A 13,870-nucleotide genomic window follows, 5' to 3' on the forward strand; every position below is an offset into this window, starting at 1 on the left:
TTCTTATTCTTTATTTTGGTAGAAACAACGGCCTCCCGACTCAAGGGCTGCCCATGCAATATCGTCTGTAACTTCCGGGATACTTTCACCGTTACGGTAGCTTACTGCTTTCAGGTTTTCAACAAACCAGCGCTTCTCATTAATAACTATCGTGTTGTATTCGTTCCCGTCCTGGTCGGTGGCGGTTTCGGTGGTTCCGTCTGCCACTCCCGGCGCATCCTGAACGCAACGAATGGAGCATCCGAATGCTTCATCCACCCATTCGAGTAGTGCATCGTCGCTGTCGTGGCTAAGCGTTAGTACGTTGTAGGTTGAGAACACAATAATATTCCCGTACCAGGTTCCCTCTGTATTAGTTCCCCATGCCTGTATATAGTAAATACCCGGTGTGAGGCTCGATAGCGTTTCTTCAAAAGTATCGCCAAGGGTGGCAGGTACATTTGTGGTTAAACTTCCAGGAGTAGTACCGTATCTGAAGCCTACGGCAGTCATAGCACTTTGACCTGTGTTAATGATTTCGCCGCTTATTACAGCATTATCAGAACTTGATGAAACCAACGATGTACTTATTACTGGCTCCGGATCGGTTGCCGTTAAGGTGTCAAGCGTAAACTTAAACACCATTGTATCGGATTCCCAGGTGTTGGTGTGAACATTACCTGCGCTATCTAATACCAACTCGTTACAAGCAACTGTAAAATTTGTTCCGTTAAGTTGAAATGTAAAAATATCATCTGTTGCATATCCAAACGGAAGATCTGGCCCCCAGCTTTCAACCTCTGAAATGTCGATAACAAGTGTATATTTAAGCGTCGCATTCGTCTGTACAATAATCTTATCCCCTACAAGGAATAATCCAAACAAACTACGGTCGGTTAATGCTGTATCGTTTGCCGGAACAATCGTTTTTAAATACTTTATTTCCAGCGTTTGTTTCCTGATAGCCAAAAGGCCCCAGTCATGGCCTAATTGATTCGCGTTTGGGGCGGTTCCCAATTCAGGGCCTAAAAATAAATATTCACCGTTTTGAATTACATCGTCAGTACAGCGAGGTATAGCAACATCACCTACCGAAACCATATCCGATTTGCGTATCTTCTGAACATGGCACATATTAATATCCAAGGCACTATCGTATCCGATTAGTGTGCTGGCAGGTGTTGACATGCTGCAGTACAAATACTGGCTGTCGGTTATTGAAGAATGGCAATATACCGTTTCTGTCGGATGTAATTGATTAAATGTGCACGATCCTACAATAGCCGCCGGTGGAATTGCAACGGCATCCGATCCATCGTAACCATACGAAGCAAAAGTGCCAGTCAATTCAGAAATATCTAATTTCGTAGCTGCAAGGCCACCAGTTAAATATATGTGAGTTCCATCGGTACAAAGTGGTTCTTTATGGCTTGCTGCTGGCACTCCATTAAAAACCATATAATCGAGGTCACTTGGATTAACTCTTACCAAGTTATTTTGATTGTGCAACCAAAGAAACCCTCCGGCCTGGATGAGCTGATCGAAAGGATAAAGCCTACCATTAACGGTGTTTTTGTATTTATATAATGGTGTTTGGCTATAATTTGAATAATCGGCTGCCTCAATTTTAAAAATATCTGCGTCTCCTATTGTTGGCAGGTTACGAGCCGAACCATAAATAAATCCATTGTAGAGAATAAGTCCATGATTAAAATTATGCGCCGGACTGTCTAAAACCCTGTAATTGTCGGCATTGTTAATATTAATTGCTGTTGGAACTATTGCCGCTGTAATGTAAAACCGCCCGGAAAATTCACCGGAGTCAATTTCAATTTCGTTGGCAATTTCGTTTACCTGGAAGTAACACATACTTCCCTCTTCCTTGCTGGTTTGATATTCCCAGGTAACACTATCAACCTGGGTTAATTCGACCAAGTAAGCAGGATCACCAAAATCGCCTGCTGAGGGTGCATCATATGCCGTTAAGGTTTCTCCAGATTCCAATGCTTCCGTAAGGTTGAGAACTAATTTTGCCTGCAGGTTTGTTCCTTCTTCAGTAGTTACAGAATCGATTTTCCCCGTAAGTTCATACCTGTATCCCAAGTATGAAGATGAACCGGCAATTAAGTAGAATGTGCCATCCCATGTAAAAAGTTCATAGTCATAGTCTGGAAGCGTTCCCAGGCTTATTGCATCCCATTGACTTGTCCCTGAGTTCCATTTATAATGAAAAGTGGCATCAAGTATCAATATTAAAGCGTCGCCATTCCATCCAACACCAAGTCTATTATAAGCCCCTGTGTCGGCTTCAAGGCCGGCAGTTATCCCAGCATTTGTTTCCCATTGCTGGCCGGTTTCGTTCCATTTCCAACCATCAGTTGTCCCGGCGGAGTTCCCCATTAGCAAATACATTTCACCACCTAAAAAGAAAACTTTAGGCCAGGGATAGGTACTGGAATAAGTTAAGCCGGCTATTATTGCGGTGTTTAGTTCCCATTGTTGGTTTGCTACGCTCCACTTCCAACCTTGCGGTGCGGAAATTTTTTGTTCTATTAGATACAATTCAGAATTGTAGGTAAAAATAGTAGAAGCGGCATAATTATAAGGTGTTCCACCGCTAAAGGTGGCAAAAAGGGTATTTGATTCCCATATTCCGCTTGTATCGTTCCATTTATAGGCCGTATTATCGCCGGAACTGTACATGTACATTTCACCGTTATAAATAAATACGGATGGATGTGCCTTATTCGATCCTGGCGATGGTAAGCCATTAACTATGCCGGTATAACTTGTGAATTGTCCCATATCTAAAATCTATTATCAATTAAAATCCGAATCTTCTTAGTCTTGTTCTCAAAAGTTCCGTCGTCTTTTCGGTTTCCTGCCGGAACAGCCGAGAATCCTGTTTCATTAGTTGCTCCTGTGTTAGGATCTTCCCACACATCGGTTTTCTTTAACTTACCACCTGCCACACCAGACCCGCCCAGATAGTTAATTAAATCCGTTACATCCTCAGTGGTTGGCACGCGCCATCCGGGAGGTGTAAACAGATTGGGATTCTTCATTGCTGCCGGGTTGTATAAAACACCATATGCTGCAGGTGGAAACCCACGCTGAAAGATTATCCCTCTGATTCGTACGGGTATTCTGTTATTTCCTATTAGATTTCTCATCGCTAAATACTATTCATCGTCATCGCTAACGTCTCCTCCGGTACCCCAGTAAACATCATACAATGCCAGATCAATACCATTGGTATTAATGCGGCGAACAAACGGAACATCCCAACAATTAGGAGTTAGCGGACAATCGGCAAAACCATCGCCGTGCCATGTCTCACAGTTCACCAATACCGGATCAGTACTTTTATTTGCTTTTTCGATTATGAATAATGAAAAAGGAGTGTATCCTTTATCGATATTAAAACCAGCCGAAAGATCAGTTACCTTTCCATGAGCCAGTACCCTTCCTGCTGCCATTTCAGGGCTGACAGAGCCTTTAATTCTTTTTGCCATAGTTATAGTTTTTTATGTGTTGTTTATCCATATTTTGGCTTTTGCAAGCTTCTCTTTAAATTCACCTATCGCATCTCTGTAGCCTGCAGGCAAGGCTGCAAATCCCTTGCTGTCGGTAGCCTCAGTATTTGGCAGGTTCCAACCGTCTGTTGCCTTCAGCTCGCCACCGGCTTCACCAGCGCCTCCCAGGTAATCCAATAAGCCGGTTATATCTTCAATATTTGCCACCCGGTAACCACTTGGAGCAATCAGTCGGGTATCTTTTACTGCAGGATTATTATACAATACCCCAAATTCAAGAGGAACATCTTCTGCTGCAACCACGCAGCGTTCAAAACAATAATGTATAACCTTGTTATTTGTGGGCATACCGCTTAAAGTAGCTTCAAGAAAGTTTGTGGCAGCATTAATGCTCAAAGTCAAAGTAACGGTTCCATCAGAGATCACATTGCTCTGCTTGCTGTCTCTATCGGTGTCGTCCAGATGGTCGAAGCCTAATATTGCCTGGAGATGGTATTTTGTTTTAGTGACCCTGTCACGGATAAAAACGGTGGCCTTAAATTCGCCCAATCGTTCATTGTAGGCCTCAGCTTTCCAAACCAATGTATATAACTCCGAGGCATTTTCAGAGAACATATAATCGGAATATTTTACATCCGATAAATCAGTACCACCTCCGGTACCATCAGCACCGTCAGCTCCATCGGCTCCGGCAGGGCCAACCAACGAATCAAGAAAGTCCTGTTCGGTTCCCGAATTACCTTCATTTAACCAAATTTGATAAGCCGACAAACCGTCTGCTCCATCTGCGCCTGCTGCTCCATCCTGTCCGTCGGAGCCATCAGTCCCTTTTAATGCTAATAAGTCCCAGTAAGTATCGTTTGTTGGATCATTCCCGGTCGTAGGAGAGATACAGATATACGAGCTGCCATCATAGCCAACAGCATCATTTATCCTGTATGATGTTGCCGGATTGTAGGGCCCTTTCCAGTTCAACCCTCTTGGTAACGGTAAACTAAACTTCCCTATCATAGCGTACTCTCGGTTATATTAACTGTTATTCTTATATCAGCTTCGGGCTGGTATTGCGCAAATAAAATCACCTGTCCTTTGCTGCTCTTTGTCTCCGGGAATACTCCCGCTGCAATTACAATCGACACATCCTCGGTATATGGAACAATATCCACAAACGAGGTATCCTTAATATTTACATTCTCATATACATATTCATAAATGCCTGTTTCGGCATTTAATGTCCAGTCTGCTGCAATAAGCACCTGTTCCTGAACCTGCAATACCACTCCCTGTTCGCGTTCCTGCAAAGCAGTGGTGTGCTGATATCGTATTGAATCGATCAGCACATCAATATCGTTTGGCCAGCTACCTATAAAGGAAAACTTCACGGCATCAAAACGGGTCTGACTCAGGGCAAAGTTGGCATGGTAAATGGCTACCAACTGGTAACTCTCATTGTCGAGCGGATTAAATCCGAACAGGTTAGTAGCCGGGCTAAGCCCACAACTTCCTGTGCGTACTGCCCCGAGATAAGTTTCAATCCGAAGGATAGAGTTTGGCCTCCATGGTAAAGAGCTCTTCATTTTAAACGAGAGTATTCCTTCTGCTGCCAGCACTTCCTCCGGAGCCTGGAAAACAATGTTCGTATCGACAGGAGTGTAATATTCAACCGGAGTGCTCGATGGCAACAGGCTGTCGTCAAAAGCACGTATGGCACGTACATTGCGCCGGGTGTTTTTATCGCGTGAAGCAGCGGTGCCGCTTTCCCAATCGATACGGCGGGCTTCGTTCCAGTCTTTTTCAGTCGATGTCCAGTAGTCTTTGGTCGGATTAAAGTTCCCGATCTGGTTGCGGCGTTTCCACAGCATCTTCATTTCGTCTTCCGAACCAATAAACCAGTCGTCGTAACCGTCAATAACCAGCTCATCAACCCAACGGGCTGCCTGACCGGCTGCTGCATCGTTTGCCAGCATAGCCGCAAAGTTGGCCTGACCTGTGCCAATAGCAGTAGCACGTCCGTTTGTACTGTAAATCGGGAACCCGCTTAAACGGCTCCAGAAAACATCCGTTACCGTATCAAATTCTGCAGCGATTAATCCCTTGCGGCTGTCGGCAGGATTTATCCAGAATATCTTTCCGCCCTGGTACTCCTCACCAATATAATGATCAGGAAGGCTCACCTCCTCGTCCGGAACATCAACCTCGGCTTTAATATGTTTGTCACCACTGTACGGATCTTCAATGGACTCCAGGTTAATGTAAGTTTTACCCGCCTCTGCAGTTGCCGTTGGTGTCCACTCCTGGGCAGTCTTTTCGTCGTAGATCTTCTCTACCGAAATATTTGAAGGCTCCAGGGCACCGGCTCCGATAAATACGCTTTGCACAAACAGTTCCAGTTCGCCCAGAACAGGTTCCAGTGGATTGGCCGATGGTGTGCCGGTCTTAACATTCAGGTTTCCAAAAGTGTCCAGATAAAATACATCGATACGGCCATTAGTTGGATCTGAATCCTGTAAGGTTATCGTAGTTGCCGGGCATTCGTAACGGGTGCCCAGTATCAAGTATAAAAAATCGGTGGTTTCGTAGGTCATGCCTTCTTTCCAGATCACTTGGCCGCTGATCAGTTTGGTTTGCGTATCGATATAACCGCTTTCCCGCAGTATATCGATGATATCCCCAATGTCGCCACCCTCTTCTATTGTTTCATAATAATTCTGGATCAGCTGCTGCAACGACGATTTATAGGAGTTGATTTTTGCCAGTGTAGATGCTATACTCGGTTTTACCAGGGCATTGCTTAAATCAATCTCAACGTCGTACGGATTATTCACATAATCTTTAATGCTCCGGATTCGGATTAATACTCCGCCCAGCTCTGGATCTGTGAGGGAACAATATCCACCCAGTATCAACTTTAAAGAAATGGCACCCCAGCCTTCTTTCAACCAAATCGGAGAAACCGAACCGCCATAGCTGTATTTGTCCTCTTCGGCTTCGTACATATAAGCCACTGCCTCGCGGAACATATCCCAGCTTGCACCTGTTTTGGTGGCATCGTCGCGAACGTAGGCATCGGGGAACGAGCAGCCAAATACAACAAAGGTATCATTCACCGCAGGTACAAATGCTCCGGAAGGCATATTGTAACCGTCAATATCTTTGGGTACCAGTTCAAATCGTTTAAACTCATGGGTGTAATGCACCTCAAATTCCTTCCCGGTTAGCATGCCGGTCTGGAACACTATGGTCATGGTTTGCCCGGCGATCAGCTGCTCCTCAAAGTTCAGCGACTCCGGGATACTGTCGTCAATAACATTGTAGAGATTATTTTCCAGGTCTTCAATCTCAACATCCGAAACCACGCCTATCCGACTCGGGTAAATGGTCGATGCATCCAGGCTACCCTCAAAATTTGTAATCAACGCTTTGTCGTTTCGCTGGATGTATAATCCATTTTCATCAACCTGGTAAGTGCGCCCGTTATAGGTGAGCTGCTGGTTGGCAGGAAGGAGTAGATAACGCGATCCGTATTTTGAATAGTCAATGTTTCGGGTACCACCCTGAACAAACAGCCGCTCAACCGGTCGTTTGTTGTCATCGTTCCGGCGTTCAACTCCGGGTTTTAATCCGTTGCCTTTACCGTAAGCCAGTTCCAGAGGCGTTTCTTTATTATATTCAGTTTTACGCAGGTTGATTACTTTCCCGCCTGTGATCTCAAACTCGGTCTCTGCTTCATCGCACATCATGCCCAGGGCTTCCATGCACGAGTTGTGATTATAGTTTACTACAATCTCGCTCATATCGTCAACCGTACCAACCGACCATCCACTGTCCTTCGAGTTAAGCACATTCACCAGCATAGCTATGTGGTCGGCTGGTGTGGCAGTAAGTGTAAATATCAATCCGCCCTGTACAAAGTCGTAAAAGCGGAGTGTGTTCAGTTTTTCGGCTATGCCGTGCAGGATCAACGTGTAGTTAAAATCCTCCGAGCTGTTTTTCTTGAAGTTGGAAGTATCGAACAAATAAAACCGTTCGCCCTGGTAATCAACATACGATTGCACTGGAATCTCCACAAACTCATTCAACCGAAAATACAGAGTCAACGCCGACACCCCTGCAATTTCCCGGAAACGGTAACTCTCATCACTTACCTGCACATCCAGTAACTCAACACTATTTTTATCGTAGATCTTCATGTACTAAACCTCGTATCCCATAAAATTCATTTCAAACTCTGCCTTTGCCTTCACTCCCAGAGGCCGCTTTTTAAAACCACTCATATCGTTGTAATAAGCCGTGTAAGTTTTCCCGGCTGCAGTCAGTCCCAGGCTAAGCGAACTCACGGCAACCGCATTCCATAATGCATTCCAGTTCTCCATAAACTCGTCCCTGTCGGCACACACCATGGCGCACGACAGCGCAATGTTTTGCTTTTGTTTTTTTACTGCCGAAGGGAAAGTCACCGTTTGACCTGTGGTATAGCGACTACTGTAAATAATTCCATCTTTAGGAGCTTGTTTCAGTGCGGTTGGATACACACCTTTAATGATAATCCCAAATGCCGACAGGTCAACTCCGCCAATCTCCACCTTTGTATCGGGTGTTCTATTGGCGGTTGGAACCGTAATGGCCGGGTTCAAAAACTGCGTAGGATTGTCCATTATGTAATCGATACTGATCCGGGCACGTTTTTCTCCGGTACGGGTAAAACCACGGCTCAAATCCAGTGAGCTGATCCCGGCAAAGCGCAAACTAAAGGTTGTATCAAATTCGCGTACATAGATCGAATTGTTGGCAGCAACAAAATGAAGGTTTGCAAAGGCGTTTAAACGGCTTAAAAAGTTCGTTTCATTACCCGTTAAAAGATAATTCACAGTTAGCTTTTTGGCATCATACGCAGGTTCAAAATCGCCGATCTCAAAACCATCTTCATCAGGCCAGTCAATCAGCACCGGGTCTTTCCTGGAAGGAAAAGAAATAAAGTCATGGTCGCCACCACGAACCATCATTACACCCAGCGTGGCTATGTCCGTTCCGTCTATGATTACTGCTCCTATCATTGCTTAATCTTCACCCCTCTTAAATTCATATTATCAAGACTGGTATCAATCCGTTCCAGTTTGCGCAGGAACTCTGAATTCTCTGCAATCCTGTCCAGCTGGTTACGGATCGCTTTCTGATGGTTAATAAACTCCGCATTCTGGTTCAGGCCTTGCTGCCCGTTCCCGCGTATGTCGTAAATCATTTGTTGAATGTTGGTGATCCTGCCGTTCAGTTCATCCACTGAGTCCTGGCTCGCTTGTGCAATGCCTTTGCTCGATGGTGTCCGTGTATCCGCTTCAAACACATCAAATCCCTGCCTTTTCATTTCTTCACGCCATGTTTTCATAGCATCCATGTAGCCGGGTATCGCGTCGGTATATTCCTGTGTGAATTTTATAATGTCGTCGATTATATCCTGGTCGCCACCGTCCTTAAAACTGTCTTCAAATCCCTGCTGCAGTTCGTCCAGCATGCTCTGAAAATAAGTGGCAAAAACCATCTGTGCGATAATGTTTTCGATCATCGATGAAACACCCGATTCAAAATCATTCATCGCACTGGTAAGCGCGTTGTTACGGAAAGCGTTCACCAGGGCATCCGATAGCTGAGTACCGATATCGCCTGCCAGCGACTTAAAGGTGTCGCGCATCTGTTGCTGGGCTTCTTCCGCTTTGGTACGTATCTCTTCCCAGTTATCCACCAGTTTTTTAGTGGCATCGTCCAGCTTTTCGTAGTCGGCCAGTATCTCAGGATTCAGCTCAAAGGTTTCCTTGTCGTAGATCTCGCCATACTTTTTAGCCAGCGATTCAAACACCGGTACTGTCTTTTTCGAGAACAACCCGGCTATACCTCCGATAATACCACCAACCACGGCACCAACCGCAGTACCGATAACCGGAACGATTGTACCAACAGCTGCTCCTGCAGCAGCTCCCGAAGCCAAACCTGTAGCAACATTTTTACCACTTACCTTTTTTGTGGTTCCAACCTGAACCTGCCCCTGTGCAAGTATGGCAGCACTTTGCTGCAGTTCCTGCATGGCTGCCGAATATTCGTTTGCACCGGCAATGGCTTTTGCATACGGATTCTCTATGCCGAAAATATTCCCTTCCTGGTAAGCCTGTAGTTCAATACGTGCCAGTGCAGCCTGGTGTGCAGCTTCGCGGATCTTCTCGTTCCACTCTTCCTGCATTTTTTTGTTCTCGGCAATCTGACCGGCAACCATGCCAAACAGGTTGGCAAGCCCATCAACACCGGCACTTATAATGTCGGTTTTCGAACTGTTCTTATCCAGTATGGTTCCAATATTGTTAGCATTGTCGGCAATACCATACATGGCCTCACCAATCTTACCCAGGGTTCCGGGTATTTTACTAAGCGAAGAGGCAATCGAATCGAGCGAGTTTCGTAATACATCCGTAATCTCACGAAGCTTGCTGCTGTCGGTTTTTCCAAGTTCCTTGTTTAGACGTTCAATTTCGGCACGCAGGCGGGCAATTTCTTCCTCAGCATCACCACCGTTAATCTTAATATTGTTCAGGGCATTTAAGCGGCGTGTAGCATACTGCAATTGTACCTCGAGCAGCTTCTTTTGTTTGTCAGCTTCCCATGCCAGTTCCTCGTTTGCATTTTCCTGACGCTTTAATGCAATCTGCTCCTCAAATTCAAGGGTTCTTAAATTGTGCTCTTCCCTGACGATGGCCAGTTCTTTTAACCGTTTTTCTTCCAGTTCGGCTTGCAGATCTTCCAGCTGCTTGCGCGAAGTGGTATTGTCCTGTACAATCTTCAACTGCTCATCGTAGTAGGTTTTTACCCGGTTCAGTTGGTTTTGCAGCTGCGAAGTAAAGCGTTGGTTCACATCGGCAAAAACACCGTCTATCTCGGCCTGTGCTTCGGCTTCAATGGCTTGTTTCGATGCTTCATACTGCGCGGTTGATGCTTCCAGCAGATTGGCCAGTAACTGGCGTTGCCCGGTGGCCGGAGCTCCGGTCTTTTTCTCCAGCTCTTCAATCTCTTTTAACTTGGCAGCTATCGTATTTTTGCGTTTGGTGTACTCCAGTTCTACCTCAGCAATCCGTTTAGCAGCACCGTCCTGCATAGCTGCTATGGTATCCGCATCGATTTCCTCCTGGGTTTTTACCGAGATCTCCGCAAGGTCGGTTTTTGCATTCCCCTTTTCAGTTTCCTCTTTCTTCTGTTCTTTTTTATTGGTTCTGCCAAGTTCCTGCAGGCGTTTGATTTCTTCCTCTGCAGCTTCAATGAGTTTGTTTTTAGCCTTTATCTGTCCTTCAGTAGCTTCCGGCATCAGCTTGTATTGTTCAATCAAATCGCGCTGATCCTGAATAAGGGAGTTTACTTCTTTCGACTCGGTTTTATAAACGTAGTTCAACGATTTTTTTGCATCGGCCACCTTACCTTCAAAAGTGCTCTGTGCATCCGTTACCTTTTCAATCGCTTCACGTAGGTTGTTATATTCGTACTCAACCGTTTGCGTTGCTCCCGATGTGGAGGTAAAGGTTTGGAAACCTGTTTTTGTAAAGCTGTCGATCACACGCTGTACATCGTAGCTAAATTCCTTACCTTGCTGCAACTGTTCATCAATGAGGTCGGCATATTGGTTTCCCATGATATCGCCGTACTGATCCACCAGCAATTCACGAATCTTTGGCAATTGGGTGAGGTAGGTATCAGTGAATTGTGTCTGCTGCTCTTCAAATACATTCTTCAGAGCTTTCTCCTTAGCCGTTTTAATAATCTCCGATCGTACAATCTTGTAAGCTCCGGCCACATCATTCAGGGCTGTAATCTCGTTGTCTAATCCCTGCAGGTAGTTACCATACTGTTTAATAATTTCGCGTTTCGACGAATAATATTCATTGGTTCCTTTTTTAGCTGATTCGAGTTTCGAGAACAGCAGATCCATCTGTCCAAGTTCGGTACCCATGTTTTTCGACAACTCCGCAGTCATTTCTTTCAGCTCCTTACGGGTAAGCCGTGCCGCATCGCCAAACTGCGTCATATTGCCAATGGCTGCAAATATGTCCTTCCCGAATACCGTTAATAGAGTAATCCCAGCTATCAGTGCTGTTTGCCAGCTAAAAATTGATTTTGCAACCTGTCTCCAAACCGGCACAGTGCTCTGACCACTGGCTTTCAATGCTTCGTTTTCCAACCTGGTTCTGCGCAGCTGATCCTGCAGTATCGGTAAGTTGTTCGATATGGCCAGAAAGAACATTTGGGGGCTAATGTACAGCGAAGGTAATTCGCGTGCTACCTGTTGCACCGAGTAGCCCAGTTGGTTCATTCCTTTGGCTGCTTTTACCGTAGAACTCCCAATTCCCTGAGTTGTAGTAGTGGTGGTTTTGCCTTTGGCAGCTAAAGCGGTGTATGCTGCCTCAGCATCCTTCAGTTTCTTTTCGAGCTGGGCAACGGTTTGGGTTAGCTTTTCCTTATCCTGAATAAGGGCTGCGTCGTTCGTTTTTACGGGTTTGGCCAGCTCCTTTTTCAGGTTGTTTATTTCAGTAGTAAGCGAGGCTATCACTTTCTTTTGTGCCTCCATCGCTTTCTGGGTTTCGGCTTTCATTTTCTCCGAAGCCTCCGAAACATCATTGATTCCTTCAGTAGCTTTCTTACCCTCCGTATCAACATCCTGGATAAGCCTAAGATCTATTTCAACAGGTTCTTCAGTCATTGCTTTACTTTTGACTTTCTACTTTTTCCTTTTGACTTTTTCCCAGCACTTTCTCCAGTTCCTCTTTCGAGTTGATTACCGGTGCCGGTTTGCGCCCTTTCACCCATCGCGGTGCATCGGCTGCTTCCATCAGCAGGTTTATCCAGGGTTCGCCCCACAATACCTGCTCGCTTGTATATCCGCGCTGATCCTTTATCTTTCCGATTAATCCCCACGGGCTATGGAGGCCTGTATAAAAGCCCTTTACCTCCCGTTTTCCTCCTGACCCAGATTCGGATTCATCATCATCGATGTCTGAATCACGTAATACCTGGTAATAGTCATAAAATCCTCGCGGAGGTTCATCCGCTCAATGGTCAGGAAGATCTCGATCAGCAATCGCGGTTTCACTTTCCAGAGCAGCTTCTCAGCCAGCTCGTGGGCTTGTTCCGCAATCTTATGCTTATCATTCAAAATCGATATGGCCACACATAAGGCAACCGGACTTATCGACTTCTCCAGGGCAGCATAATCGCTCAATGCGATCGCATCTTCCAGTTTATGTTTCAGAACGATTCTCGAAAATTCAAGGATAGTGCCTCCGTAGGGCGGATGTACAACTATTGTATTCCGCTTCAGCAGACGCGAAAAAAAAGGGGCGGGCAGCCTAAACCGCACGCCCCTGTTCAAAATTCGTTCTGCTGCCTCAAGGCGTATATCCATATTACCAAACCAGGTCTACGTTCCAGTCTGATGCTCCCGGAAGTACTTTAAACGAGAACGGGTACTTACTTACACCGCCGAAGCCAATGCTCATACTCGACTGCACAAAGCCTTTCACGTTCACGGCCACGATGGTGTTTCCATCTTTCAATGTGAATTTCAGTGCTTTGTTGAACAGGGCACGCTGGCCCGAGCGGTGGAATTTGAAGTCAGGATCTACACCCTCTTTGGTTCCGCCAAGCAAGGTCACCAGGTCGTCGTAAGCAATCTTAATGAACGAGCCTTTAATGGTGGTTCCTTTTCCGATAATGTCGTAGTCTTCAGCCACATCATTTTCGTGAGAGAACACTTCGCTCTCTTCAGGATCAAGGTCAACGATCGATACTTCGTCGTCGCGCAGGGTTAGCGGAAGGTCTGTCCATACTGCTGTAGCCAGTCCGGCTGCATTAACAATAGGATCAGCCATTGCCATGGAGGAAATTCGTGCTTTTAAAATGAGATTCTCTGCCATTGTAGTATTATTTAGAATTTGTTTCTTTTTTGTTTTTCACAATCGAGTTCCAGCCGTAGTAGCCGAAATAGAAGAGCATGATACCCGAAACCAGCGGGAAGATCTCTTTTGCCAGGTCGAATAAAAAGGCTGAATAAGCCTCGTTGAACCAGTAGAGTGCTGCTGCTGCCAACAACAAAAACAGGAAGAACGACGCAAACAGGATAGCCAGTATCCGGCGCGTTTTACTTCGGGCACTGTTTTCATCGCTGTTCAGCTTGTACCATTCAATCCACTGATCCCAGGCTTTCTGCGATGCTTCCGATTTTTCCTCTGCAGTAAAGAACAGCTTATCGATACCCGATGCAACCGTATCAAAGGTTTTTTGCGGATCGATGGTTTTAGTGCCAAATATTTTCTTCAGAATGGTCATGT

The 13,870-nt window shown here is 45.6% G+C and carries 11 protein-coding genes; all 11 read right to left on the reverse strand.

Annotation, left to right across the window (positions count from 1 at the left end; translation table 11 throughout):
* Positions 1-3 precede the first annotated feature (3 nt).
* The 11 genes from WFY05_RS09605 to WFY05_RS09655 all read right to left on the reverse strand — a co-directional run bounded on the left by WFY05_RS09605 (position 4) and on the right by WFY05_RS09655 (position 13,868).
* The gene (locus WFY05_RS09605; protein WP_340112607.1) at positions 4-2,784 is read right to left on the reverse strand and encodes a hypothetical protein; all 2,781 of its coding nucleotides are present in this window, start codon (positions 2,782-2,784) and stop codon (positions 4-6) included.
* 2 nt (positions 2,785-2,786) lie between these two features.
* Complete coding sequence (locus WFY05_RS09610; protein ID WP_340112608.1) at positions 2,787-3,152, reverse strand: FISUMP domain-containing protein; 366 nt, start codon at positions 3,150-3,152, stop codon at positions 2,787-2,789.
* Positions 3,153-3,161: 9 nt separating this feature from the next.
* Positions 3,162-3,494 (reverse strand): hypothetical protein, encoded by a 333-nt coding sequence (locus WFY05_RS09615; RefSeq protein ID WP_340112609.1) that lies wholly within the window; start codon positions 3,492-3,494, stop codon positions 3,162-3,164.
* Positions 3,495-3,506: 12 nt separating this feature from the next.
* Positions 3,507-4,526, reverse strand: coding sequence for an FISUMP domain-containing protein (locus WFY05_RS09620; RefSeq protein ID WP_340112610.1), 1,020 nt, complete (start codon positions 4,524-4,526; stop codon positions 3,507-3,509).
* The gene (locus WFY05_RS09625; protein ID WP_340112611.1) at positions 4,523-7,705 is read right to left on the reverse strand and encodes a hypothetical protein; all 3,183 of its coding nucleotides are present in this window, start codon (positions 7,703-7,705) and stop codon (positions 4,523-4,525) included. The genes WFY05_RS09620 and WFY05_RS09625 overlap by 4 nt, the downstream gene beginning before the upstream one ends.
* Before the next feature lie 3 nt (positions 7,706-7,708).
* Complete coding sequence (locus tag WFY05_RS09630) at positions 7,709-8,569, reverse strand: hypothetical protein (RefSeq protein WP_340112612.1); 861 nt, start codon at positions 8,567-8,569, stop codon at positions 7,709-7,711.
* Positions 8,566-12,243 (reverse strand): coiled-coil domain-containing protein, encoded by a 3,678-nt coding sequence (locus WFY05_RS09635; RefSeq protein ID WP_340112613.1) that lies wholly within the window; start codon positions 12,241-12,243, stop codon positions 8,566-8,568. The genes WFY05_RS09630 and WFY05_RS09635 overlap by 4 nt, the downstream gene beginning before the upstream one ends.
* Before the next feature lie 4 nt (positions 12,244-12,247).
* Complete coding sequence (locus tag WFY05_RS09640; protein WP_340112614.1) at positions 12,248-12,403, reverse strand: hypothetical protein; 156 nt, start codon at positions 12,401-12,403, stop codon at positions 12,248-12,250.
* 83 nt (positions 12,404-12,486) lie between these two features.
* Positions 12,487-12,945 carry a hypothetical protein gene (locus tag WFY05_RS09645; protein ID WP_340112615.1) on the reverse strand — a complete coding sequence of 153 codons (459 nt, stop codon included), beginning with the start codon at positions 12,943-12,945 and terminating at the stop codon, positions 12,487-12,489.
* A 1-nt stretch (position 12,946) separates the two neighbouring features.
* Complete coding sequence (locus WFY05_RS09650) at positions 12,947-13,456, reverse strand: hypothetical protein (protein ID WP_340112616.1); 510 nt, start codon at positions 13,454-13,456, stop codon at positions 12,947-12,949.
* Between the two features lie 7 nt (positions 13,457-13,463).
* Positions 13,464-13,868: a hypothetical protein gene (locus WFY05_RS09655; protein WP_340112618.1), complete on the reverse strand. Its 405-nt coding sequence runs from the start codon at positions 13,866-13,868 to the stop codon at positions 13,464-13,466.
* Positions 13,869-13,870: the final 2 nt, after the last annotated feature.

Origin of the sequence: Maribellus mangrovi (genome assembly GCF_037646455.1) — a bacterium.
Taxonomy (GTDB): domain Bacteria; phylum Bacteroidota; class Bacteroidia; order Bacteroidales; family Prolixibacteraceae; genus Draconibacterium; species Draconibacterium mangrovi_A.